The organism is Kosakonia sp. ML.JS2a (genome assembly GCF_025642095.1).
Lineage (GTDB): Bacteria > Pseudomonadota > Gammaproteobacteria > Enterobacterales > Enterobacteriaceae.
This window is the reverse complement of sequence record NZ_CP106754.1, coordinates 1,534,898-1,558,103: the sequence shown is the minus strand read 5'-3', so window position 1 is coordinate 1,558,103 and position 23,206 is coordinate 1,534,898. Positions and strand designations below refer to the sequence as shown.

General features: G+C 54.8%; 22 protein-coding genes and 2 tRNA genes. 11 read left to right on the top strand and 13 right to left on the bottom strand.

The window, feature by feature from the left end:
- Positions 1-9 precede the first annotated feature (9 nt).
- Together mgrA and N7922_RS07595 are read left to right on the top strand one after the other, a co-directional pair.
- Positions 10-1,008 (top strand): L-glyceraldehyde 3-phosphate reductase, encoded by a 999-nt coding sequence (gene mgrA / locus N7922_RS07600; protein ID WP_263099951.1) that lies wholly within the window; start codon positions 10-12, stop codon positions 1,006-1,008.
- 124 nt (positions 1,009-1,132) lie between these two features.
- Positions 1,133-1,459: a DUF2502 domain-containing protein gene (locus tag N7922_RS07595; protein WP_263099950.1), complete on the top strand. Its 327-nt coding sequence runs from the start codon at positions 1,133-1,135 to the stop codon at positions 1,457-1,459.
- 57 nt (positions 1,460-1,516) lie between these two features.
- On the opposite strand, the gene N7922_RS07590 is transcribed toward N7922_RS07595, so the two are convergent.
- Positions 1,517-2,755: an Nramp family divalent metal transporter gene (locus tag N7922_RS07590; protein WP_263099949.1), complete on the bottom strand. Its 1,239-nt coding sequence runs from the start codon at positions 2,753-2,755 to the stop codon at positions 1,517-1,519.
- A 353-nt stretch (positions 2,756-3,108) separates the two neighbouring features.
- Between N7922_RS07590 and N7922_RS07585 the strand changes: the two genes are divergently transcribed.
- On the top strand, positions 3,109-4,296 hold the full coding sequence (locus N7922_RS07585; RefSeq protein ID WP_263099948.1) for a NupC/NupG family nucleoside CNT transporter: 1,188 nt from the start codon (positions 3,109-3,111) through the stop codon (positions 4,294-4,296).
- Between the two features lie 48 nt (positions 4,297-4,344).
- On the opposite strand, the gene N7922_RS07580 is transcribed toward N7922_RS07585, so the two are convergent.
- The 3 genes from N7922_RS07580 to N7922_RS07570 form a co-directional block, all read right to left on the bottom strand.
- A complete protein-coding gene (locus N7922_RS07580) occupies positions 4,345-6,531 on the bottom strand; it encodes a sensor domain-containing phosphodiesterase (protein WP_263099947.1) in 2,187 nt (728 codons plus the stop codon).
- Positions 6,532-6,737: 206 nt separating this feature from the next.
- A tRNA-Ala gene (locus N7922_RS07575) sits at positions 6,738-6,813 on the bottom strand.
- A 41-nt stretch (positions 6,814-6,854) separates the two neighbouring features.
- Positions 6,855-6,930, bottom strand: a tRNA-Ala gene (locus N7922_RS07570).
- A gap of 219 nt (positions 6,931-7,149) precedes the next feature.
- On the opposite strand from N7922_RS07570, the gene N7922_RS07565 reads away from it, so the two are divergent.
- Together N7922_RS07565 and N7922_RS07560 are read left to right on the top strand one after the other, a co-directional pair.
- Positions 7,150-7,509: a YfeC-like transcriptional regulator gene (locus N7922_RS07565; RefSeq protein WP_263099946.1), complete on the top strand. Its 360-nt coding sequence runs from the start codon at positions 7,150-7,152 to the stop codon at positions 7,507-7,509.
- A gap of 1 nt (position 7,510) precedes the next feature.
- Positions 7,511-7,906 (top strand): YfeC-like transcriptional regulator, encoded by a 396-nt coding sequence (locus tag N7922_RS07560; protein ID WP_263099945.1) that lies wholly within the window; start codon positions 7,511-7,513, stop codon positions 7,904-7,906.
- Positions 7,907-7,950: 44 nt separating this feature from the next.
- Here N7922_RS07560 and N7922_RS07555 read toward each other — a convergent pair whose 3' ends face one another.
- Both N7922_RS07555 and N7922_RS07550 read right to left on the bottom strand, forming a co-directional pair.
- Positions 7,951-8,292 carry a RamA family antibiotic efflux transcriptional regulator gene (locus tag N7922_RS07555; RefSeq protein ID WP_263099944.1) on the bottom strand — a complete coding sequence of 114 codons (342 nt, stop codon included), beginning with the start codon at positions 8,290-8,292 and terminating at the stop codon, positions 7,951-7,953.
- Between the two features lie 38 nt (positions 8,293-8,330).
- Positions 8,331-9,446, bottom strand: coding sequence for an MBL fold metallo-hydrolase (locus N7922_RS07550; RefSeq protein ID WP_263099943.1), 1,116 nt, complete (start codon positions 9,444-9,446; stop codon positions 8,331-8,333).
- A 177-nt stretch (positions 9,447-9,623) separates the two neighbouring features.
- Here N7922_RS07550 and N7922_RS07545 point away from each other — a divergent pair, with 177 nt between their 5' ends.
- Together N7922_RS07545 and N7922_RS07540 are read left to right on the top strand one after the other, a co-directional pair.
- Positions 9,624-10,214, top strand: coding sequence for a TetR/AcrR family transcriptional regulator (locus N7922_RS07545; RefSeq protein WP_263099942.1), 591 nt, complete (start codon positions 9,624-9,626; stop codon positions 10,212-10,214).
- Positions 10,204-10,569 carry an MmcQ/YjbR family DNA-binding protein gene (locus N7922_RS07540; RefSeq protein ID WP_263099941.1) on the top strand — a complete coding sequence of 122 codons (366 nt, stop codon included), beginning with the start codon at positions 10,204-10,206 and terminating at the stop codon, positions 10,567-10,569. Before N7922_RS07545 ends, N7922_RS07540 begins: the two co-directional genes overlap by 11 nt.
- Here the strand turns inward: N7922_RS07540 and N7922_RS07535 are convergent.
- Positions 10,566-11,438, bottom strand: coding sequence for a helix-turn-helix transcriptional regulator (locus tag N7922_RS07535; protein WP_263099940.1), 873 nt, complete (start codon positions 11,436-11,438; stop codon positions 10,566-10,568). The genes N7922_RS07540 and N7922_RS07535 overlap by 4 nt on opposite strands.
- Positions 11,439-11,546: 108 nt before the next feature.
- Here N7922_RS07535 and N7922_RS07530 point away from each other — a divergent pair, with 108 nt between their 5' ends.
- The gene (locus tag N7922_RS07530) at positions 11,547-12,971 is read left to right on the top strand and encodes an MFS transporter (protein WP_263099939.1); all 1,425 of its coding nucleotides are present in this window, start codon (positions 11,547-11,549) and stop codon (positions 12,969-12,971) included.
- A 202-nt stretch (positions 12,972-13,173) separates the two neighbouring features.
- On the opposite strand, the gene N7922_RS07525 is transcribed toward N7922_RS07530, so the two are convergent.
- Together N7922_RS07525 and pheP are read right to left on the bottom strand one after the other, a co-directional pair.
- On the bottom strand, positions 13,174-14,049 hold the full coding sequence (locus N7922_RS07525; protein ID WP_263099938.1) for a DMT family transporter: 876 nt from the start codon (positions 14,047-14,049) through the stop codon (positions 13,174-13,176).
- A 125-nt stretch (positions 14,050-14,174) separates the two neighbouring features.
- Positions 14,175-15,572, bottom strand: coding sequence for a phenylalanine transporter (pheP, locus tag N7922_RS07520; RefSeq protein ID WP_263099937.1), 1,398 nt, complete (start codon positions 15,570-15,572; stop codon positions 14,175-14,177).
- 296 nt (positions 15,573-15,868) lie between these two features.
- Here pheP and N7922_RS07515 point away from each other — a divergent pair, with 296 nt between their 5' ends.
- Positions 15,869-16,255, top strand: a complete 387-nt coding sequence (locus N7922_RS07515) for a VOC family protein (RefSeq protein ID WP_263099936.1) — start codon at positions 15,869-15,871, stop codon at positions 16,253-16,255.
- 42 nt (positions 16,256-16,297) lie between these two features.
- Here N7922_RS07515 and N7922_RS07510 read toward each other — a convergent pair whose 3' ends face one another.
- Together N7922_RS07510 and N7922_RS07505 are read right to left on the bottom strand one after the other, a co-directional pair.
- Positions 16,298-18,238: a methyl-accepting chemotaxis protein gene (locus N7922_RS07510; RefSeq protein WP_263099935.1), complete on the bottom strand. Its 1,941-nt coding sequence runs from the start codon at positions 18,236-18,238 to the stop codon at positions 16,298-16,300.
- A 305-nt stretch (positions 18,239-18,543) separates the two neighbouring features.
- A complete protein-coding gene (locus N7922_RS07505) occupies positions 18,544-18,804 on the bottom strand; it encodes a DUF2534 family protein (protein WP_263099934.1) in 261 nt (86 codons plus the stop codon).
- Positions 18,805-18,963: 159 nt separating this feature from the next.
- Between N7922_RS07505 and N7922_RS07500 the strand changes: the two genes are divergently transcribed.
- The gene (locus tag N7922_RS07500; RefSeq protein WP_263099933.1) at positions 18,964-19,437 is read left to right on the top strand and encodes an NUDIX hydrolase; all 474 of its coding nucleotides are present in this window, start codon (positions 18,964-18,966) and stop codon (positions 19,435-19,437) included.
- Here N7922_RS07500 and N7922_RS07495 read toward each other — a convergent pair.
- The gene (locus N7922_RS07495; protein WP_263099932.1) at positions 19,434-19,958 is read right to left on the bottom strand and encodes a GNAT family N-acetyltransferase; all 525 of its coding nucleotides are present in this window, start codon (positions 19,956-19,958) and stop codon (positions 19,434-19,436) included. The two genes, N7922_RS07500 and N7922_RS07495, sit on opposite strands and share 4 nt — an antisense overlap.
- 96 nt (positions 19,959-20,054) lie before the next feature.
- Between N7922_RS07495 and N7922_RS07490 the strand changes: the two genes are divergently transcribed.
- The gene (locus N7922_RS07490; RefSeq protein WP_263099931.1) at positions 20,055-20,909 is read left to right on the top strand and encodes a LysR family transcriptional regulator; all 855 of its coding nucleotides are present in this window, start codon (positions 20,055-20,057) and stop codon (positions 20,907-20,909) included.
- A 71-nt stretch (positions 20,910-20,980) separates the two neighbouring features.
- On the opposite strand, the gene N7922_RS07485 is transcribed toward N7922_RS07490, so the two are convergent.
- Positions 20,981-23,191, bottom strand: coding sequence for a TonB-dependent receptor (locus N7922_RS07485; RefSeq protein WP_411554167.1), 2,211 nt, complete (start codon positions 23,189-23,191; stop codon positions 20,981-20,983).
- Positions 23,192-23,206: the final 15 nt, after the last annotated feature.

The following is a 23,206-nucleotide window of genomic DNA, read 5'->3' as shown; positions in this document are numbered from 1 at the left end:
GGCAACGGCATGGTTTATCAGGCGGATTCCGCACGTTACGAAAAAATGGTCTACCAGCGCTGCGGTGACAGCGGGCTAAAACTCCCGGCGATTTCACTCGGGCTGTGGCATAACTTTGGCGACACCACCCTGCTGGAAAACAGTCGGCAATTACTGCGGCACGCATTCGATCTTGGCATTACCCATTTCGATCTGGCCAACAACTACGGGCCGCCTCCCGGCTCAGCGGAGAGCAATTTCGGCCGCATCCTGCGGGAAGATTTCCTCCCCTGGCGCGACGAGCTGATTATCTCCAGTAAAGCCGGATACACCATGTGGGATGGCCCCTATGGCGACTGGGGATCGCGCAAATACCTGATTGCCAGCCTCGATCAAAGCCTGCGCCGGATGGGGCTGGAATACGTGGATATCTTCTACCATCATCGCCCGGACCCGGAAACGCCGCTGAAAGAGACCATGCGCGCGCTGGATCATATTGTGCGCCAGGGTAAAGCGCTGTACGTCGGGTTGTCTAACTACCCGGCCGCGCTGGCGCGTGAAGGTATCGACATCCTCAACGACCTGGGTACGCCGTGCCTGATCCATCAACCTAAATACTCGATGTTTGAACGCTGGGTGGAAACCGAACTGCTGGAAGTCTTGCAGCAAAAAGGCGTCGGCAGCATTGCCTTCTCCCCGCTGGCGGGTGGGCAATTAACGGACCGCTATCTGCACGGCATCCCGGCAGATTCACGCGCTGCCAGCGGCAGCCGTTTCCTGAATCCGGACCAGCTTACCGATGAAAAACTGGCAACAGTACGTGCGCTGAATGCGGTGGCGCAACGGCGAGGGCAGAAACTGTCGCAGATGGCGCTGGCCTGGGTGCTACGCGGCGGCAAAGTGACCTCGGTGCTGATTGGCGCCAGTAAGATCGGGCAACTGGACGATGCCGTTGGCATGCTGGCCAATCGGGATTTCAGCGCAGCAGAATGTGAGGAAATTGACGCCATTCTCAGCGGGGCAAAATAACACCATTTTTAGCAAAAAGTGCTGCCATTCATGATTTAGGAGTTCCGCCAATAATACGGGGTTTTACCGCCCCGTAAAATTGTTGTAACAGGCCGTTTCGGCCCCGATCGTGAAGGAGAAGAGTATGTTCAGGTCACTGATTCTGGCAGCAGTGTTAATGGCTTCAGCCCCCCTGGTCGCTAATGCTGGTGAAATCACCCTGTTGCCGTCTATAAAATTACAAATTGGCGATCGTGACAATTACGGTAACTACTGGGACGGCGGACGCTGGCGCGACCGCGACTACTGGGGTCGCAACTACGAATGGCGCGGCAACCACTGGTATAAACACGACCGCGGATGGCATCGCGGTTGGGATAAACGCGACGCCTATGAACGCGGCTACCGCGAAGGCTGGGACGATCGCGATGACCACCGCGGGCCGGGAGGCGGTCGCTGGCGTCATCATTGATACGAAAAAGGAGCGCATGCGCTCCTTTTTTCTTTGTGCTGGTTGGTGAGCAGAACGCTATAGCCCCGCCGCGGTCCCCACTAACAACCAGCCATTTAAACTGACCACCAGTACCACAATCACCCAGCCGGTACGCTTAATCAGCGATGAATTCACCAGTTCACCCATCAGCGCACGATTGCTGGTAAACACCAGCAGCGGCACCAACGCCAGCGCAATACCGAAGCTCAGCAACACCTGGCTCATCACCAGAATTTGCGTCGGATCCAGCCCCAGCCAGATGACGATAAACGAGGGCATCATGGTAATAGTACGACGAACCCACAGCGGAATATGGAAACGCACAAACCCTTGCATCACCACCTGTCCCGCCAGCGTGCCCACCACCGTTGAAGAGAGGCCTGCTGCCACCAGGCTCAGACCAAAAATGGTGGCGGCCGCGTGGCTCAATAACGGCTCCAGCGTGAGGTAAGCCTGATCCAAATCGGCAATCCCGGTATGACCGTTAAAATGGAAAGCCGCGGCTGCGGTGGCCATCATTGCCAGATTCACAAAACCGGCAATGGTCATGGCAATTCCTACATCCCATTTGGTGGCTGAATAGCGCTGACGCTGGGTTCCCTGGTGCAAATGCTGCGTCAGGGAAGAGTGCAGGTAAATCACATGCGGCATAATGGTCGCCCCCAACACCCCGGCGGCGAGAAAGACGGCGTCGGTTCCCGGCAAACTGGGAATCACAATCCCTTTCGTCAGCGCCGCCAGCCGCGGCTGAGAAAACACCAGCTCAACAATGTATGCCGCTGCAACAAACAGCAATAACCCGCCGATCACCTTCTCTAACGGTTTTTGCCCACGTCGTTGCAACATCAAAATCAAAAAGGTGGCAACGCCGGTCAGCACCGCGCCTTGCAGCAGCGAAACGCCGAGGATCATTTTAAAACCGATAGCCGCGCCAATAAATTCCGCGAGATCAGTGGCCATGGCGATAATTTCCGCCTGTACCCAGTAGAACCAGACCACCGGGCGTGGATAGTGATCGCGGATCTGCTCAGCCAGGTTTTTGCCGGTGGCGATACCGAGTTTGGCGGAGAGCAACTGAATCAGCATCGCCATTAAATTGGCCCACACCACAACCCACAATAGCTGGTAGCCGAAACTGGCCCCCGCCTGAATGTTGGTGGCAAAGTTGCCGGGATCGATATAGCCAATCGCCGCAATGAACGCCGGTCCCATTAACGCGAACCTCAGCTTGCGCGCTGCACGCCCACTGCTATTCTCAACGCGACTACTGTTCATTTTATGCCCTTAAATATAGCCTTTGCTATGTTTCATGCTACCAAAATGAGAATGATTATCAAGTTCATTTAGATGGGTTTACCTGATTTCTCTGATAGCCAGAAACAATAGAAGGGCTGAATGTCCAGTATGGTGACGGCGGCAACAGGAACTGCCGCAGCGTTATGTTAAGAGTTTAGCATCACGACGCAACTTTTCACTCCTTTACTTAACATAACAGAAATGTATGGTGGATCACTAATTTTGAGTCTGGTCACAGGCCATTAATATAGTGTGTGTTTGATCTCGTTTTCTTTTGGCTTGTTACATAGAATGTGCACGAAATTTCTACCCGTCTCATATTTGGAGCAAATATGTCCCGTGTTCTGCACTTTGTCCTGGCGCTTGCTGTCGTGGCGCTGCTTGCCTTGCTCGTGAGCAGCGATCGCAAGAAAATCCGCATCCGCTTTGTTATTCAATTGCTGGTGATTGAAGTTTTACTGGCCTGGTTCTTCCTGAACTCTGATATCGGCCTGGGCTTCGTTAAAGGCTTCTCCGAAATGTTTGAAAAACTGCTCGGTTTCGCCAACGAAGGCACCAACTTCGTATTCGGTAAAATGAATGACGAAGGCCTGGCGTTCTTCTTCCTGAAAGTGCTGTGCCCGATTGTCTTTATTTCTGCACTGATCGGGATTTTGCAACATATCCGCGTGTTGCCAATCATTATTCGCGCCATCGGGACGGTGCTGTCTAAAGTGAACGGCATGGGCAAACTGGAGTCATTTAACGCCGTCAGCTCCCTGATTCTGGGTCAGTCCGAGAACTTTATTGCCTATAAAGATATCCTCGGCAAAATGTCGCGCAACCGCATGTACACCATGGCGGCGACGGCGATGTCCACCGTTTCGATGTCCATCGTTGGCGCGTACATGACCATGCTGCAGCCGAAATATGTTGTGGCGGCGCTGGTGCTGAACATGTTCAGTACCTTTATTGTACTGTCGCTGATCAACCCGTACCGCGTGGAAGAGAGCGAAGAAAACCTGCAAATGGCGAAGTTGCACGAAGGTCAGAGCTTCTTTGAAATGCTGGGCGAATACATTCTGGCGGGCTTCAAAGTGGCGATTATCGTTGCGGCGATGCTGATTGGCTTTATTGCGCTGATTTCTGGTCTGAACGCGCTGTTCGCGGCGATTTTTGGTATCTCTTTCCAGGGCATTCTCGGTTATATCTTCTACCCGATTGCCTGGGTTCTGGGCGTACCGGCTCACGAAGCGCTGCAGGTGGCGAGCATCATGGCCACCAAACTGGTTTCCAACGAATTCGTGGCGATGATGGATCTGCAGAAAATCGCGGCCAACCTCTCTCCGCGCGCGGAAGGCATCCTCTCTGTGTTCCTGGTCTCCTTCGCGAACTTCTCTTCTATCGGTATCATCGCCGGTGCGATTAAAGGCCTGAACGAAGAGCAAGGCAACGTGGTTTCCCGCTTTGGTCTGAAACTGGTTTACGGCTCTACGCTGGTGAGCGTGCTCTCTGCTGCAATTGCGGCACTGGTTATCTGATTGCCGGATAGCCAACACTATTGAAAACCGGGGATAGCCCCGGTTTTTTTATGCCTTAGCCAGCAGTTGCGGTTTCCCTAATAAGTAGCCTTGCAAATAATCGACCCCGGCTTGCAGCAACAGTGCGCGCTGGGCTTCGTTTTCCACATACTCCGCCACCACCGTCAGCGACTTCCCTTTCGCCAGTTCACAGATGGCTTTCACGATCATCACATCCTGAGGGTCGTTCAGCATATCCCGCACGAAACAGCCGTCTATCTTGATGATATCCGCCTGCAACCGTTTCAGACGTTCAAAGTTCGCATAACCGGTACCAAAATCGTCGATAGCAATTTTGAACCCGGCTTCGCGCAATCGTTGAATGTTGTGAATACTCACTTCAGAGTGCGACAGCGCCTGCTCTTCGGTGATCTCAATAATCACCGCCTGCGGTGCCACGGCATAACGGGCAAAGAGAGAGAGTAGCTGTGCAACAAAATCGTTTTGCATCAATGTTAACGGCATCAGGTTGACCGAAAAACGCACGCCGCCGCGTGGGCCAGGGTGCTGCTGCATCCATTGCAGTAAGCGCTCCACCACCTGCATATCGAAACGGGCGCTCAAATTAAACTGCGCAATCACCGGGATAAACTGGTCCGGCGTGATCAGCTCACCATCACAGACCAGCCGGCTGAGGATTTCCTGATACCCCACACCTTGTGCATTGACGACAGGCTGACCATAAAGTGCGATGCCGTTGTTATCCAGCGCTCGCTTGACTTTGTTAAGCAGCAGAACCCGATCCGTGGTCTGGTCGCTCACTTCTTGCAGACTATTGGTGAGCGCCAGCACCTGCCGCCCTGAGGAGGCCTGTTCCGAGAGCCAGCTTAGCTGCCCCAGCGTGTGATGCAGCGCTTTGCCCGGGGCATGTAATTCTCCCCACGAAATACCAAACTCAATATCCAGCGCGGTGGCGTTCCAGTAGATACGGCGGCTGTTGAGGTAACGCACCATATGTTGCAAACGCCCGGCGATTTCTGGCCCGTTCAGTTTTAACAGCAGTTCATTCCCGGGAAGCTGAAAGAGGGTTTCCCCCTCAAGCAGTAAGGGTTGCAGCTCGCGCGTTACGCAGCGTTTTACATGAACGCGCATCATCATGCCGAAATGGCGGCTCAGGAACTCCACATTCTGCATATGTAAGCAGCACACAATGCAGGAGGGCTGCGCGTCGAGCATTTTTTCCAGCGCGCGCAGGTTGGGCAAACCGGTTAAGGGATCGGTCATCGCCTGCGCCTGCCAGCGCCCTTTCAGCCATTCGCTACGGGTATAAATCCGCATCATATACAGCAGAGAAATGGTGAAACAAATCAGTACCGACATCACGAACGCCAGCGAATAATCGGAACGTACGCCGTGCAGAAAGCTGTCGTTATAGACCATCAGCGCGAACGCGGCGCATCCCCAACTCAACATCAGAAGTGGGTGGCTTAACCTGCTGATGCCAAACGTGAAGAGAATAAAAAGAACCGGCACCAGGTAGCCAGCAATATAATCAGATTTATAAGGAAGACAGAGGGTAATGACCATTGCGATCAGCGCTGCAATCCAGAAAAGGGTAAACAGACGCTTCTCTGCACAGAGCCAGGGTTTAATACTACGTCGCCAGAATGTGCGAAAAAACCGGGGATTAATCATCATCCTTAGTGGAAAATATATAATCATGGTGAATATTAGCGACGCAACAATCAGGCTCTGAATATCAATAATAGAATAAATAACGGAGCCGGAATTAAAAAAACCCGACAAATGAATTGGATAGTCAAACCAGACACCCGCAATATACATGGAGCACTTTATGCCGAGTGGGGCAATAAATCCCAGCCATAAAATACGAATCCCCATATTTTTATTGGGAATGCCATGACGCCAGCGCGAACCAAGCCGCCAGCGGACGACCGCGCAGGCCAGCAGCACAGAGAATATCTGGCAAAATAGCAGCACTGCCGCCTCTACACCCGGTAAATGCAGAAAGCTCTCGTTTATCAATGCGAAACCGAGAATAACAGGCACAATACCGTGCCGCCCAAAGAGTAAAATAATGGCCAGCATAACGCTTAATGGCAACCAGGCCAGATAAATATCACTGGCATTCACCACCGTTCGCGGCGAAATAATACGTGAAACAGGGACGGCGATAAGACAAAGGATTAATGCCAACAGGAATTTTCGCACACAACTGTAATTTCTATTCTTCATTAAAATGATGTGCAAACTCCTGACCGGGGAAATAGTAAGTAGCCGGATAATAGATTCATTCTTTTTATGAATCAAGTGACCTGGCTAATAAACACTCTTAGTGTTTTCTGAGGTTAACAACCTAAGATTTGTTACCACAGTATGCGTGCGATTTTCAGACGGTCAGAAACGAAAAACCCCCGCGTAAACGCGAGGGTTTAAGATTTTGGTGGAGCTAAGCGGGATCGAACCGCTGACCTCTTGCATGCCATGCAAGCGCTCTCCCAGCTGAGCTATAGCCCCACAATGTTTCTTTACGCGCCAAATCCGTTGGGTGCGGAGTTTGGTGGAGCTAAGCGGGATCGAACCGCTGACCTCTTGCATGCCATGCAAGCGCTCTCCCAGCTGAGCTATAGCCCCATTGCGTAAAGCGTGTCGTGTTGACGGGCGGCATAATATGAATTCCCTTGCTAGGTGTCAACGGCAAAATCTCTTCGCCTTATTCAATCGCTGAAAAAGCATGCAAATGAAAGACATTGCGCGCATGGTCGCAACCAGTAGTTAAACCTGTCACATTTTCACGTTAAATGGTGCTATAACATAAGTCATTAATTACCCTTACAACCACTCGGGAATTACATGCTCAAGGAACGAATGACCCCAGACGAGTTGGCAAGCCTCACCGGTTACAGCCGCCAGACAATCAATAAATGGGTGCGCAAAGAGGGATGGGTAACGTCGCCCAAACCCGGCGTACAAGGCGGAAAAGCCCGCCTGGTCCATGTGAACGAACAGGTTCGCGCTTTTATTCTCAGTGCTCAGCGCCCGGAAGAACACACCCTTTCCAGCGCCATGTCGCACGACACATCCCTCGAAATGTTGCTGACCACGCTGGTGAAAGAGATGACCGACACCGAGCAAAAGCAATTCTCCTCTCTGTTAATACGTGACGGCATTACCGGGTTATTGCAACGCCTGGGTATCCGCGATCAGAAATAAGATGATGAAACTAGCCAGCAAAATGACCACCGAAGAGTTAGCGGATTTTATCGGCGTCGCAAAGCAGACTGTGAATCGCTGGATCCGTGAACAGGGTTGGCAAACCGAAAATTTGCCCGGTGTTAAAGGTGGACGCGCCAGACTTATTCATATCAATAAAGATGTGCGCAGCTTTATTATGAAAACGCCCACCATGCGTCAGCGAACCACATCCTATTCCATCGCCGAGCCTTCCGTGCCATATGGCGCAGCAGAGAGCACTCCTCTGCAGGAAATTGTGAAGGTCTTGCACAATATGACCCCCGACGAGCAGCACCAGCTCGCGCTATTACTGGCGCGTGAAGGCATTTGCGGTTTCTTAAACCGGCTGGGTATTGCACAAACCGTGCAGGAGTAAAAAAAAAACCGGCTCACAATGCCGGTTTTTTATGTCACTGACCATCAGTGCGTGTGCTGATGATTCTCCCGCCGGTAAGCTCCCGGCGGCTGATTGAACGTGCGGGTAAAAATACGCGTGAAGGTTTGCTGCGAATCAAAGCCATATTTCAGGCAAATGTCGTAGACCCTCTGATCGGTATCGCGTAGATCCCGCGCTGCGAGCGAAAGTTTACGCTCGCGGATATAGCGCCCCAAACTCTCCCCTTTGTACTGCAAGAAAAGCCGCTGCAGATGCCATTTGGAATAGCCCGCATGCGCTGCAATATCATCAATACGCAATGGTTGATGGAGATTGTCGTCGATCCACTCGACGATAGTGTCGATAACCTGAGCGGAAATAGTCATACTGCGCTCCCCCTCTGCTCTTCGATTAGTAAACGGGTTTATTCCCACCAGGCGCGGAAGTGTTGCGCGCTGTCAGCCGCAAACACAGGCTCGCCCAGTCTCGGTGTGAGTAAGCGATAACTTTTGCCAAGGCTTGCTGCCGCCAGCCGTTTGTAGGGATCATCCCAGGTATGTTTTGCCAACACAAAACGCCCCGCGTGGCCCGGCAGAACCGCACGTGCATTCAGCTCCTGCGCCGCTTGCGCGGCCTCTTCCGGCATCATATGTATGTACTTCCAGTCCTCGTCATACTGGCCGTTTTCCATAATGGCGACGTCCACTGCGCCAAATTGTTCGCCTATGGCTTTAAAATGCGGGCCATAGCCGGTATCACCGCTGTAGTAGACCTTGCGTTCCGGCGTCACAAACATAAAGCTCGCCCACAGCGTCTGGTTACGCTTCAGCCCGCGTCCGGAAAAATGCCGGGCGGGCAGCACATGCACGGCGAGTTCATCGCTGATGGTCACTTTCTGCTGCCAGTCCGCTTCCTCAATAATCGCCGGGTCCATCCCCCAGTAACGCAGGTGCGAACCCACGCCAAGCGGCGTCACCACGCGCTTAATTTTGGGCATCAGCGCTTTGATGGTGGCGTAATCCAGATGGTCGTAATGGTCATGAGAAATAATCAACAGATCGATTTCCGGCATGCTTTGCGCCGTCCACGCTTCATTGCCTGCAAACGCTTTATTGAGGAATGAAAACGGTGCGGCATAGTCGCTCAGAACCGGATCGATAAGAATGCGTTTACCCGCCAGTTGCAGGTACCAGGAGGAGTGCCCCATCCACACCAGGGTATCTTCTGCCAACGGCAGACTGGCAAGATCGGTGTGCACCATCGGCAACGGTTGTTGCGGGCGCGCGTTTTCGCGTTTGGTCACTAAAAAGTCCCACCACGCGGCCAGCATATTTTTCTTTCCGGTAAACCCCGGCGTAGGCAACGTATTCTGGAATTTGCCATCGTGGTAGTTCGGTGATTTTTCGACTTCCGTCAGTTGCTCACCCTGCGGCAACTGACCAAAACCGGCATTCAGAACAAACGGTAAACTTGCGGCGGACGCAACGAGCATAACAAGAACCACGCTGAGAATAAGACGCTTCATATCCTGACCCGACAAAATCGATCCTTTCCCTGGATACGACGCTGGTTAAACTTGATTATGAGTGAGTAAGCACTCATTATAGAGGGGAGCAATAAACCGTCAAGATGATTTTTTTTATTTGACATTCGACGTTGCAGCGTTACAGAGGGCGTGTTTCAATCGTGGTTTTTACAGCGTGTGAGGAAAAGTGGAGTGGCTCGTCCAAAGAGTGAAGACAAAAAACTGGCGTTACTGGAAGCGGCAACCAAAGCGATTGCAGAGTCAGGGATCGCGGCTTCAACCGCGTTAATAGCCCGTAATGCAGGCGTCGCTGAAGGCACGCTGTTTCGCTACTTCGCCACCAAGGACGATTTGCTGAATGCGCTTTACCTGCACCTGAAAACCGATCTCTGCGGCACCATGCTCGACAACCTCGATCGCACCATTAGCGATCCAAAAGAGCATACCTACTCTATCTGGAACAGTTACATCGACTGGGGTATTCGCCACCCTTGCGGGCACCAGGCGGTACGCCAGATCGCGGTGAGCGAAAAACTCACCCCGCAAACCAAACAACAGGTGACGGACATCTTCCCGGAACTCCATGAACTTTGCCATCGCTCGGTGCTGCCCATCTTTTTAGACGGGGAGTTTGCCCCCTTTGGCGACGCCATCTTCCTGTCGATGGCGGATACCACCATTACCTTTGCCGGCCGCGATCCTTCCCGCATGAAAGAGATCAAACGCCTCGGTTTTGATGCCATGTGGCGCGCACTGGCGTCAGAGGAAAAAGATGGACAGTAAAACCCTGCAAGCCAGCGCCCATCGCCTTGCGCTGGCGTTGCCCTTTACCGAGCAATGCTGGCCATTCGGCCCGGAGCACGATGTGTTCAAAGTGTGCGGTAAGATTTTTATGATGACCACCACCGCCCACGGCAGACCCATGGTGACCATGAAGGCGGAGCCGCAAATGTCGCTGCTCAATCAGCAAATCTACCCCAGCATCGAGCCGGGGTACCACATGAACAAGAAACACTGGATTTCGGTGTTTGCCGGCGAGGAGATCGACGAATCGCTGCTCGCTTCGCTGATTCAGGCCTCGTGGGATCGCGTGGTGGACGGGCTACCGCGTAAAGATCAAAAACGCCTGCGCCCTTAAGCGTTTTCCGCCAGCCATTTCAGCGCGTGTTCGCCCTGTTCATCCACCGGCAGGTAGACCAGCAGGCGCGAGCCATTACGCGGCGCAGAGAACCAGTACATCTGCTGTAGCGTAAATTCACCCAGCTGCGGATGAATAAACTGCTTCACTTTATTTTCCACCCCGCGCACATCCAGATAGTTGCGCCACATGGCTTCAAACTCGGCAGAAGCGGCGCAATAGCGCGCCAGTTTGGCTTCCCACACCGGGTCGCCACGGTGTTCCGCCATTGCCGCGCGAAAATAGGCGACAAAGGTTTGTAACACGCTTTCATGTTGACCCAGACGGCTGTGCCACTGCGGATGGGTCAGATAGAGGTAAATGCAGTTGCGGTCTTCTTCCGCCATCTCGCCAAAATTCACGCCCATCAGGCGCTCAAAAGCGACGTTCCACGCCACAATATCAAAATTGGTTTTCTGAATACTGGCAGGCTGTGGCAACAGGCTGTCCAGCAAACGACGCGTTCCTTCGCTGATCCCTTCACACTGCGGCGCGTTGAGCGTCTCTGCCGGCGTCAGTCCTGCCAGTAAAAACAGATGCCGCGTTTCAGTCGGCGAGCACTGCAAGGCGCTGGCGACCGCCTGCAAGACACCGGCGGAAGGGTTCATCTCTCTGCCCTGCTCCAGCCAGGTGTACCAGGTCACTCCCACATCCGCCAGTAACGCCACCTCTTCACGACGCAGGCCCGGCGTGCGCCGACGGCCGCTACGCGGTAACCCCAGCCGCTGCGGATCCAGACTTTCCCGGCGCGCACGCAGAAAAGCACCAAGTTGTTTACGGTTCTCTTCCTGAACCGTCAGTACGGGTTGCCGTTCCGCCATTAACGTCATAAACACCTCCAGCATGGTAGTGCCAGTACCAGTATGGACAAGAACTGGTACCCGTTTATTCAATCAGCGATGCTACGTCCATCTGATGAATGACGCAATGGAGTTACCATGAATACGTCTGCTGTTTCACCTGGCCGGGCAGGCCTGATCCTGTTGTTAACAGGGCAGATGCTGCCGCTTATCGATACCTCCATCACCAACGTAGCGCTCGACTCCATTACGCTGTCGCTGCATACCTCCGCCACCCAGTTAGCACTGATTGTGGCGCTGTATGGCGTAGCCTTTGCCGTTTGTCTGGCAATGGGGAGCAAACTGGGCGACAACCTCGGGCGCAGGCGCGTGTTCTTGTGGGGCGTGACGCTGTTCGGCATTGCGTCTCTCTTGTGCGGGCTGGCAAATTCCGTCTCTGCGCTGCTGGCGGCCCGCACGCTGCAAGGCATGGGCGCGGCGCTGATCGTGCCGCAGATCCTCGCCACTCTCCATGTCACGCTAAAAGGCACCGCGCATGCCCGCGCCATCAGCCTGTACGGTGGCATTGGCGGCGTCGCTTTTATTATCGGTCAGATGGGCGGCGGCTGGCTGGTTTCGGCGGATATCGCCGGGCTGGGCTGGCGCAACGCCTTTTTTATCAATGTGCCGATTTGCCTGTTGGTGCTGGCGCTCAGCCGTCGTTATATTCCGGAAACTCACAGTGAAACGCGCACGCGTATCGACTGGCATGGCACGATCGCCCTGGCGCTGATCCTCTGCTGTCTGCTGTTCCCGCTGGCGCTCGGTCCGGAGCTGCACTGGCCATGGCCAACGCAGGCGGCGTTGCTGGCGCTTTTCCCGCTGGCTGTGTGGATGCGCGCCAGCGCACTGCAACAACAACGAGCAGGCCTGACGCCGCTGCTGCCGCCGCGACTGCTAAAGCTGCACAGCATCCGTTTTGGTCTATTGATTGCCCTGCTCTTCTTTAGCGCCTGGTCCGGGTTTATGTTCTGCATGGCGCTCACCTTGCAGGCAGGCATGGGGATGACGCCATCGCAATCCGGCAACAGTTTTGTTGCCCTTGGCATCGCCTATTTTATCTCGGCCTGGTATGCCCCCAAACTGATTGCGCGTTACAGCACGCGGACGATTCTGCTCACCGGGTTAACCATCCAGGTCGCCGGGTTACTGGCGCTGATCGCAACCTTGCAGCTTTCCGGCCAACGGGTGGGCGCACTGGCGCTGGCCCCCTCCACGGCGTTGATTGGTTACGGCCAGGCGCTGATTGTGAACAGTTTTTATCGCATTGGTATGCGCGATATCACCGCCAGTGACGCCGGCGCAGGCAGCGCGCTGCTCAGCACATTGCAGCAGGCAACGTTAGGGCTAGGGCCTGCGCTGCTCGGTGGGTTGTTTTTGCACCTTGTCGGGCAGTCGCACGGCAATTACAGCACCGCGCTGAGCGGTTTTCTGGCCACCGAAGTGGTCATGATGCTACTCCTTGCTGCGGCGGCATTTAGCGCGCGTCAACAGTTAGCATCCCGCTGCCCGGCAAACTCATAACTACCCGCGCCCCTGAAAACAGGATAATGTTATCCCGTTGTTATTAAAGGGAGCACACAGTGAAACTCGATATCTACCAGGTGGACGCGTTCAGTGCGCGTCCTTTTTCCGGTAACCCGGCGGCAGTGTTCTGGCGCTGGAGCAGACAGCGAATGGCCGCGTGCTGATGACCGGCGCGGCGCATACCGTCCTGACGGGCACACTACAACTTTGACGTTGACGGCAACCGCGCGACCATGCGCCAGCGGAACCAAATTTGCGCCAACAGGATCAACACCCCGCCGACGATTTTTTGCAGCGGCAAGCGCTCGCCGTACCACAAGGACGCGGCAATGACCGTCAACAGCGGCTCCAGCACCATAATGATGGCGGCGCTGGCAACGGCGGCGTATTTTTGCCCCTGCAATTGCAGCGCAAAACGCAAACTGGTGGCAATAAAAATACTCGCCACCAGCCACATCCCGGTCGTGGCAGTAAACGGTTGTGTCCACGCCTCAAACAGCGCGGAAATCAGTAACCCGGCGATGCCGGTTACCGCCAGTTGTACGGCGGTCATCGGCAGCAGCGGCACTTCTCTGGCGCAGCGACTGGTGTAACAGAAGTTAATTGACTGCACGAACGCGGTGAGCAGGAACCAGCCCTGACTGGGATGAAACGTAATCGGTGTATGCAAGCTAAGCAGCGCAAGGCCGATAATCGCCACCGGCAAACACTCCCAGTACGCTCGCGCGGGACGGGTATTCATCATCGCCCACGCTACCAGCGGCACAAACAGCATTGACAGGCTCATGATAAATGCCCCCTCGCCCAGCGATGGCGTGGTCGACACCGACCAAATCCACAAGCAGAGGTTAAGCGCCATCCAGAAACCGCTGATCAGCACCTGGCGCAGTTTCGCCAGCGGAATGCGTTGCCTGAGGCAGAAAGGCAGCAGCACCAGCGCCGCGCCAAAAAAACGCAGGCCGAGAAAAGCAAACACCGGCATGCCGGAAATCGCCTCGCGCGAAAAAATCCAGCCACAGGCGGCGATAAGGGTAGTGAGAACCAGTAACAGGTCGGCTTGTCGTTGCCGGGTCATGGCAAAACTCCTGGAGCCATAAAAACGCCAGCGCGAACGGCTGGCGACATCATTGCCTGCATCATGCCTGAAAAGTCAGGCGCTGACGTAGAAAATTCCCGCCGGTGAGGCGGGAATGGAGAGGATTACGCGCGAGGCCCTGAACGACGCAGCAGTTTAAAGGCCGCGAACAGAAACAGGATCCACAGCGGCAACAGCACCGCCGACAAGCGCATATCGTCTATGGTGTACATCAGCACCAGGATCAACAGCATAAAACCGATGCACAGATAGTTACCCGCCGGGAAGAGCAGCGCTTTAAACTGCGGGTCGCGCCCTTTGCGCCGCATGGCAGCACGGAACTTCAGGTGCGCCAGCGAGATCATGATCCAGTTCAGCAGCAGCGTCGCCACCACCAGCGCCATCAGCATACCAAACGCTTTCTGCGGCAGCAGATAGTTCACCAGCACCACTAATGAGGTGATAGCGCCAGAGAGAAACAGGGAATTCACCGGCACACCGCGACGGCTCACGCGCGTCAGAAACGCAGGAGCATTCCCCTGCACCGAGAGGCCAAATAGCATGCGGCTGTTGGAGTAAACACCGCTGTTATACACCGACAGCGATGCCACAAGAATGACGAAGTTCAGCGCAGATGCCACCAGGTTGCTGTCCAGATCGTGAAAAATCATCACAAATGGACTGCTATTCGCTTTGACGTCAATCCACGGATAGAGCGCCAGCAGCACCACCAGCGAACCGATGTAAAACAGCAGAATACGGTACACCACCTGGTTGACCGCTTTCGGAATGGTGGTATGCGGCTCGCTGGCTTCCGCAGCAGTAATACCGATCAGCTCAAGCCCGCCAAAAGAGAACATAATCACCGCCAGCGACAGGATCAAACCGTGCCAACCGGTGGCGAAGAAGCCGTTATAGCGCCAGAGGTTATCAACGCTGGCGCGCTCGCCGCCGTGGCCGGAGAACAGCATCCACAGGCCAAAGCCGATCATGCCGATGATCGCCAGCACTTTGATCAGCGCAAACCAGAACTCCGTTTCGCCATACAGGCGCACGTTAACCAGGTTAACCGCATTGATGATGACAAAGAAAGCCGCAGCCCAGATCCAGGTCGGCACATCCGGGAACCAGTACTGCATATAGATCCCGGCGGCGGTCAGCTCCGCCATGCCCACCAGCACAAACATCGCCCAGTAGTTCCAGCCGGAAAGGAAACCGGCGAACGGACCCCAATATTTGAACGCAAAATGGGAAAACGAACCGGATACCGGCTCTTCCACCACCATTTCGCCAAGCTGGCGCATAATCAGAAAAGCGATAATTCCGGCAATGCCATAGCCCAACAACACTGCCGGTCCGGCCATCTGAATAGCCGGGCCAATGCCAAGAAATAACCCGGTGCCAATCGCGCCGCCCAGCGCAATTAACTGAATATGACGATTCTTCAAACCCCGTTGTAGTGTCGGCCCTGCTTCCGACGCGGCATCGGTGATATTCCCCGCTGCCTGAGACGCGTTTTTCACGTCCTTCCCCTTTGTTTTTTATTGAAGGGGCACCTTTTAACATCTCAGGTCAGGGCTGGCAAGAAATGGCGCAGCCGCCCCTTCACGCGGGAGAGAAAATCCGCCCCTGACGTTAACGTGCTGGCAAACCCTTGCGGGATTCAGGCCGGTGTCAATCGAGAAAAACTTGCACAACCGAGCAATAAAAACCTACCATAAATAGCCACGAATTAACATTAACAAGCAAAACCGCGCACACAGAGTGCGGTCATTCCGCAACCTTTGTCACCGCTGTTATCACGTTTGGGAGGTAGACCTTGAACATTGCACACGTGGCGCTCTGGACGCGCCATCTTGAAGCGCAACGCACATTCTGGTGCGACTTTTTTTCCGCCACCAGTAACGAGAAATACGTCAGTAAAAACCGGGCAGGTTTCGAATCCTACTTTATCTCGCTGGCGCACGGGCCCACCATCGAACTGATGGCGCTGCCTGAACTGGCGGACGCCCCGGCCAACCCGGAATGCGTCGGCTGGGCGCATATCGCTATCGCCGTGGGCAATGTTGAACAGGTGGATAAGATGGCGCAAAAAGCCCATCAGCAGGGACGACTGGCAAGCCCGGCCCGTTGGACTGGCGACGGGTTCTATGAAGCGGTGATCACCGACCCGGATGGCAACAGGATCGAGCTGGTCGCCGAATAATGAACAACAGGGAGCCCGGCAATCCGGACTCCCTGCACGGCGTTACTCTTGCAAACGGAACTGCTGCACGCTCTGCGCCAGTTGTTCCGCCTGTTCTTCCAGCGATGTCGCCGCGGCGGTCATCTGCTGAACCAGGGAGGCGTTCTGCTGCGTTACGCCATCCATCTCGTTCACCGCGATAGTGACCTGGCCGATGCCTTTCGCCTGCTCATCCGAGGCGCTCACGATCTCGCTGATGATCGACTGCACGGAGTTCACCGCCTGCGTCATCTCCTGCATGGTTTTACCGGCATCGTTCACCAGTTGCACCCCGGTTTCCACCCGCTTACTGGACTCTTCAATCAGCGCGCCGATATCTTTCACCGCATCGGCGCTGCGCTGCGCCAGGTTACGCACTTCGGACGCCACCACCGCAAACCCACGCCCCTGCTCACCGGCGCGCGCCGCTTCAACGGCGGCGTTAAGCGCCAGGATATTGGTCTGGAAGGCAATGCTGTTAATGATCGCCGTGATGTCGCCGATTTTCTTCGCACTGTCGTCGATTTGCGCCATGGTATCCACCACCTGACCGACCAGCGCTTCACCGCGGCTGGCGATTTTCGTGGCATTCGCGGTGAGCGCCGTCGCATTGTGCGCGTTTTCGGCGTTATGTTTCACCGTGGCGCTGAACTGCTCCATGCTGGCTGCCGTCTGCTCCAGCGCCGCAGCTTGCTGCTCGGTACGTGAAGAGAGGTTGATATTACCGCTGACAATCTCGCCCGCCCCCTGGCGTACTGAATCGCTGGCGTCTTTAATTTTCCCGACAATACTCCGCAGTTGATCCTGCATGGTATGCAGCGCATAGAACAGGCTGCTGCGGTCGCCCGGTTTAACATCAATGATGTTATCAAGCTTGCCATCAGCGACCGCCAGCGCAATGTTGGCCCCTTCCACCGGCTCACCGCCGATCGGTTTGAGCACTTTGCGGCTAAAGACCAGCCCCAGCAACGCACTGACCAACAGGATGCTGATCACGCCGAGAATAATGGCATTCATCAGTTGACGGTTCGCCGCCGCCATGACCTGACTGACCGGTGCCACCACCCCCAGATACCAGCTGTCCGTCCCCTCGCCCAGCGAAACAGGCTGCCAGGTGATTAACGTTTTTTCCCCGAGGACAGGATCGTCCTGTTCCACCACTTCGTTACTGTAGTTATTGGTCTTACCGGGGTATGGCTTACTGGTCAGGTTCTTATCCGGATAGGAAATGACTTTACCTGCCGTCGAAAGCAGCACCGCATAGCCGCCCCCTTCCCACGGTTTAATCTCGTTCACTTTCTGCTGCAAAGAGGCCAGCGAAATATCGGACGTTACCACCGCATGCAGCTTGCCATCTCTGATGATCGGCGCGGCGACAGAGGTTAACAGGGTCGGCACACCGTTATAGGCATAGCTATAGGGTTCAATCAGCGTATCTTTTTGGCTCTTCTGCGGCAGCAGGTAGTAATCTCCCTGGCCTGGCGTAAAGATCGAGGTCAGCGGATGCAAGTTGTAATTGCCGGACTGGCCATGATCGACAAAGAAGGCATAGCGTCCTTTTGGCGCCTGATCCGGTTTATCGGCGAATTCCGCATCCCGTCCGTCGTAGGCGTTTTCTTCAAAAATGACCGAAACAGAAAGGTAATCAGGATTGTCATGCAGTGCGGATTCCAGCAGTTTGTCCGCCACTTTACGGTCGGTAATGCCCGCTTCCGGAAGGGCAATCATGCTGTGGCCCAGGTTGTGCGCCACGTCGCGCGCATAACTCAGTTGCTGCTGGATTTTCAACGCTTCGCTTTGCGCGATTTTTTGCAGATATTTTTCAGCGAGACTTTTTTGTTCACTGCTGGACTGCCAGCTTAAAACCCCGATGGTCACCACAAAACCAAGTGTGATGGTGATGGCGCCCGTCAGCAGCATTTGCGCGCGGGTGCTCATTTTTTTCGTCACGAATTCTCTGGCCATTACGGCTCTCCTGGAGTCAGCCTCTTACGTCATCAATGTTCCTTTCAGCACGGGCTCCCTGATAGAAGTTCTATCGGCGCTTATTTTTTGATCTTTAATTGTTAAATTAAGTGTTATGAAGGCGTAAAAAAGCGTACTGGCAGCGTTCCGCATGTATCCTATATCGACGGAGAATGTAGCGAGAGTTAACTTATCGGACTCTGAGAGTTAAAACAGAATTTTATCCTGCCCTGTCTGAGGATAACTATTTTTAGCGAATGTGATTGGGCAAACAGCCCTGACATATCGCCAGGGCTGAAGAAAACTTAACCGCGATCGTCTTTTGGACCAAGGAAGTAAAAACCAAACGGCAGCGAACCGATAATGGTGAACATCAGACTGTAAATGGCGACCCAGGCGCCCTGCATAATAAACATCGAGGTCGTCCACTGCTCCATCGGCAGATTGTACTGATCTTCCACCCCCTGGAAGGTCACTTTCGAAATGACGCTCACCGCAATCAGAAAGACGATAACGACCGCAACGATGAATTTTTTCCCCTCACGGGTACGCAGTTTTTCCAGCATAGAAACCTCCTGTCATGTGGCATTTCTGTGCCGCGAGTGTAACCGATCTGCTGTTTAATTGTTGTGAATCATTCAAATAAAGCGCGCAAATTCCGGGGAACGACAACCGCTTAGCCACCGCATATACTGCTGCTTTATGGCATCAATGAGGAGAAAACAATGAGTAAGGAAATCCCGATACGTTCGTTTTCCGTTTCACTTTTTGTGCTGCGCAAATCCGCTGATGGATGGCGCGTCCTGCTGCTAAAACGCAGCGGCAAGATGCTCAACGGCCAGTGGTGTCAAATTGCCGGCGGTATTGAGCACCGTGAAACCGCCTGGCAAACCGCATTGCGCGAAGCACAGGAAGAAACCGGCTTGCAGCTCACCGAGCTCTATTCCGCCGACTGCTGCGAGCAATTTTATGAAGCCCACCGGGATGCCATCACCCTTGCTCCGGTCTTTGTCGCTTATGTGGATGAACGGTGTGAAATCACCCTCAACCATGAGCACAGTGAATATCACTGGGCGACATTTGCCGAAGCGCAACAGATGCTGGCGTTTCCCGGTCAGCGCAAAACGCTTAACTGGGTACGCGAAAATTTTGCCGAACGCGCCCCCTCTGCGTTACTGAAAATGCCCGTTTTGCCTTAACTCGCCTGTGGCAACGTATTATCGCCCTCCCCTAACGGGCGCTGCATCAACACCGTATCCAGCCAGCGCCCGTGCTTCATGCCCACGCTTTTCAGCGTGCCGATAACATTAAACCCGGCGCGCGCATGCAGCCGCAATGATCCTTCGTTTTCGCTATTGCCAATGTTGGCGATCAGTTGTCGGTAACCGTGCTGTTCCGCCCATACCACCGCCTGTGACAGTAAAGCAATCCCGGCACCCTGCTGGCGAAACGTGTCATCCACATAGACCGAATCTTCCAGCGTGTACTGGTAAGCATGGCGTTCGCGGTAGCGCGAAAGATAACAGTAGCCCCGTACACGCCCCTCATGTATGGCGACATACCACGGCAACCCGGCATGACGAATTTTCTCCAGCCGTTGGCGCATTTCGGCCATATCCGGCGGCTCGGTTTCAAACGAGGCGACCCCGCGAGTCACATGATGCGCATAGATTTCCGTGATCGCGCTTAGGTGTTGTTCTTGTGCTTCAATAATGTCCATAATCCAGCTCCCGTCAGGCGTGTTCACCACGCTACCTGTAATGCGGCAAAACAGGCACCGGGTCGTACTTATCACCGCTATAAGGAAAAGTTTGCGATGTCCCATTTCAGCCTCGATCAACTCGCCACGTACAAGCTGGTGATCGCCCGGGGAAGTTTTACCGGTGCGGCGGAAGTGCTGAGGATTTCGCAACCGGCGGTCAGCCTGCAAATACGGCAACTGGAACAGGCGCTGCAAACCCGCCTGATTGAGCGCTCCGGGCGCGGTATCCGCCCAACGGCGGCGGGAGAAACCTTTCTTGCGCACTGCGCGCACATTGAGAATGCCGTGAATACGGCGGTTCAGTCCGTTGCCGTCTACCAGCAGGCCATCAGCGGTCAGGTGACGATTGGCACAGGCGCAACCACCTGCATTCACTTGTTGCCCCCGGTACTGCAACAGTTGCGCGAAGAATTTCCGTTGCTGACCGTGGGCGTTCGCACCGGCAACACCAGCGATATTCTCCGCGCGGTTGAGGAGAACCGGGTGGATATCGGGCTGGTGACCATGCCAGCCAGCGGTCGCAACCTGGCCATTTCGCCGCTGTTTAACGAATCCTTTGTCGCCATCACCGCAGAGGGGCAGCCCCGGCAGGCATTACCGCTGATTGTGTTTGAATCCGGCAGCAGCACCCGCCAGCGGATTGATGAATGGTTGGTGGACAATGGCGAGCATGCCGCCCCGGTGATGGAGCTTGGCAGTATTGAGGCCATCAAACGCATGGTGCGCGCCGGGCTGGGTTACAGCATCGTGCCGGACGTCGCGGTACAAACGGAGGAAGACAGCCTGGGTTTACGCGTTACGCCGTTACAGCCGCCTTTGCAGCGCACACTGGCGCTGGTGATGCGCCAGGACAAAGTGGTGACGAGAGGAATGACGGAAGTGCTCAACAGTTTAAAAAGGCGGGTATAAAACCCGCCCCTGATGCCGCGACCGTCGAGGCCGGATACGCGCAGCGCCATACGGCGCAATACCCCGCAGGCTTAGAAGTCGTAGCTCATCGACACTTTCAGCGCCCGCGCCTCACCCTGATAAATATAGGTGCCGTTGTCTTCAACGCTGGCCCAGTATTTCTCATTGGTGACGTTATCCACGCCAACGCGCCATACCATTTCGTTCTTCTCTTCATTCAGGTGCATGCGGTAACGCATACCCAGATCGAGCGTGGTATAGCTGTCGAGTTTTTTGGTGTTGGCATTGTTGGCGTACTGCGAACCGGTGTAGTTCACTCTCGCGGTCGCAGTCAGACCGTCAACCGGTTTGATGTCATACTCGGCACCGAGCACGCCATAAAATTTCGCCACGCCAATGGGCCGGTTACCCTGGTTGGTGCCATCTTTGGTTTTGGTCAGCTCCGCATCCAGCCAGGTAGCGCTGCCGTTCAGACGCAGCCCGAGCACCGGCTCGCCGAACACATTCAGCTCGACGCCACGGTTACGCTGTTCACCATCCAGCGCATAAATATTGGTGGTGCTGTCCTGGATACCCACCGGCTTTTTGATGTCAAACAGCGCCAGCGTGCCGCCGATGCGACCAAAGTCCGTTTTGACCCCCACTTCATTCTGTTTCGAGTGCGCGATGCCAACACTTTCATACTTGTTGGCGGCGGTTTTCGGAGCCACGCCGCCCGGTTGCAGCGCTTCGGTATGGTTGGCGTAGAACGACACCGTTTCCCACGGTTTATAGACGATCCCGTAAGTCGGCATCCAGCGTTGCTGGGTGTAACGCGCAGTCGTGGTTTCCGCCCCGGTGGCGTTGCTGTAGTTACGCACCCACAATTTCTGGTAACGCGTTCCGGCAGTGAACAGTAATGTGTCGTCCAGCACACCCAGCGTATCGCTCAGGGTATAGCCCTGCGAACGGTAGCGTGCGGTGGTGAGTGGATCAAAATAGTTACCGCCAAACGAAGCGTTATCCGGCTTTGTCACCGCTGAGCTGTTGTAAAGGTTGACCGTCGGGTTGGTCGCCGAATCGGACATCCGCCAGGCGATTTTTTCCCGTTTGATATTCGCAGAGTAACCCAGGTTCACTTTATGGGAGATGAAGCCGGTGTCAAAGTTGCCGCGCACGCCGCCCATGCCGCTCCAGGAGTCACTGATACGATTGGTATCGAGACGGCTGAAGGTCGCATCACCTTGATCGTTATATAACTTCGGCGCACCGTAGGTGCCCATTTCATGGGCATGTTGACCACCGAACGCGGCATAAGCCGTCCAGTCATTGGTCAGGTCGTATTCCGCGCGGGCCAGGCCATATTCGTTTTCGATATCGCTGTAGGCCCACTGCTGGCTGTAATTTTTACGCGTGTCCGGAACCGAGGGAATAAAGTTCACCGCGCTGATATTGACGCCCATTTCGCCACCGTGGAAGGTCTTCTTCTGGTAGCCAAGATCCAGCGATGTGCGCAAACGATCGCCACGGTAATCGAGACCGAGCGAGGCGGCGGTGGTACGACGGTGATCATCTTTTACCGTTGCATCGCCTTCGCGGTGTAACAGATTCATGCGCACGCCAAACTGGTTGTTATCACCATAGCGACGGCCGAGATCCAGTGAACCACCCAGTTGTGAACGCGTGGAATAATCCACGCCGACACGGGTTGTCGGCGTCTCTTCCGCGTGTTTTGGCTCAAGGTTGATCATCCCGCCGACCCCGGATGACGCTGAACCGTTCATCAGCGCATTCGAACCTTTAAAGATTTCGACACGCTCCAGCATCTGCGTGTCCACCACCTGGCGCGGCACAATTCCTGCCAGGCCGCCCATCATCATGTCGTCGCCATCCAGTTCGAACCCACGAATGCGATAGGTTTCGGCAAAGTTACCGTATCCCTGTCCGACCTGAACGCCCGCATCGTTGCTCACCACATCGGCAACGGTTTTCGCCTGCTGATCCTGCACCAGCTTCGAGGTATAGCCGATGACGTTAAACGGCACATCCATCGCCTTTTGTTCACCCAGCACGCCAAGACGCCCGCCGTGTGCAACCTGGCCGTCCAGATAGGCCGGAACCAGTTCGCTGCCGCCAGGTTTAAAATCGCTGTTCGCCGACTGAACAACAATGGTGTCTTCTTTCGTTTGGGTGGTGTTGGCCTCTGTGGTTGCTGCCTGCACGGTGTGCGCGGCAGTACCAATGGCCAGCGCAAGCAATGTCTTGCGCAAAGGGGTGTATGTCTTGTTGCTGTTATTCATCATCGACTCATCGTGAAA

What these genes read in the sequence shown, in the direction of transcription:
- N7922_RS07525 (WP_263099938.1), bottom strand. Translation starts at nt 14,049, where the DNA reads ATGACCCGGCAACGACAAGCCGACCTGTTACTGGTTCTCACTACCCTT.
- N7922_RS07540 (WP_263099941.1), top strand. Translation starts at nt 10,204, where the DNA reads ATGGACAGTAAAACCCTGCAAGCCAGCGCCCATCGCCTTGCGCTGGCG.
- N7922_RS07535 (WP_263099940.1), bottom strand. Translation starts at nt 11,438, where the DNA reads ATGACGTTAATGGCGGAACGGCAACCCGTACTGACGGTTCAGGAAGAG.
- N7922_RS07505 (WP_263099934.1), bottom strand. Translation starts at nt 18,804, where the DNA reads ATGCTGGAAAAACTGCGTACCCGTGAGGGGAAAAAATTCATCGTTGCG.
- N7922_RS07580 (WP_263099947.1), bottom strand. Translation starts at nt 6,531, where the DNA reads ATGAAGAATAGAAATTACAGTTGTGTGCGAAAATTCCTGTTGGCATTA.
- N7922_RS07530 (WP_263099939.1), top strand. Translation starts at nt 11,547, where the DNA reads ATGAATACGTCTGCTGTTTCACCTGGCCGGGCAGGCCTGATCCTGTTG.
- N7922_RS07495 (WP_263099932.1), bottom strand. Translation starts at nt 19,958, where the DNA reads ATGGACATTATTGAAGCACAAGAACAACACCTAAGCGCGATCACGGAA.
- mgrA (WP_263099951.1), top strand. Translation starts at nt 10, where the DNA reads ATGGTTTATCAGGCGGATTCCGCACGTTACGAAAAAATGGTCTACCAG.
- N7922_RS07555 (WP_263099944.1), bottom strand. Translation starts at nt 8,292, where the DNA reads ATGACTATTTCCGCTCAGGTTATCGACACTATCGTCGAGTGGATCGAC.
- N7922_RS07500 (WP_263099933.1), top strand. Translation starts at nt 18,964, where the DNA reads ATGAGTAAGGAAATCCCGATACGTTCGTTTTCCGTTTCACTTTTTGTG.
- N7922_RS07590 (WP_263099949.1), bottom strand. Translation starts at nt 2,755, where the DNA reads ATGAACAGTAGTCGCGTTGAGAATAGCAGTGGGCGTGCAGCGCGCAAG.
- N7922_RS07490 (WP_263099931.1), top strand. Translation starts at nt 20,055, where the DNA reads ATGTCCCATTTCAGCCTCGATCAACTCGCCACGTACAAGCTGGTGATC.
- N7922_RS07565 (WP_263099946.1), top strand. Translation starts at nt 7,150, where the DNA reads ATGCTCAAGGAACGAATGACCCCAGACGAGTTGGCAAGCCTCACCGGT.
- N7922_RS07585 (WP_263099948.1), top strand. Translation starts at nt 3,109, where the DNA reads ATGTCCCGTGTTCTGCACTTTGTCCTGGCGCTTGCTGTCGTGGCGCTG.
- N7922_RS07560 (WP_263099945.1), top strand. Translation starts at nt 7,511, where the DNA reads ATGATGAAACTAGCCAGCAAAATGACCACCGAAGAGTTAGCGGATTTT.
- N7922_RS07485 (WP_411554167.1), bottom strand. Translation starts at nt 23,191, where the DNA reads ATGATGAATAACAGCAACAAGACATACACCCCTTTGCGCAAGACATTG.
- N7922_RS07510 (WP_263099935.1), bottom strand. Translation starts at nt 18,238, where the DNA reads ATGGCCAGAGAATTCGTGACGAAAAAAATGAGCACCCGCGCGCAAATG.
- N7922_RS07595 (WP_263099950.1), top strand. Translation starts at nt 1,133, where the DNA reads ATGTTCAGGTCACTGATTCTGGCAGCAGTGTTAATGGCTTCAGCCCCC.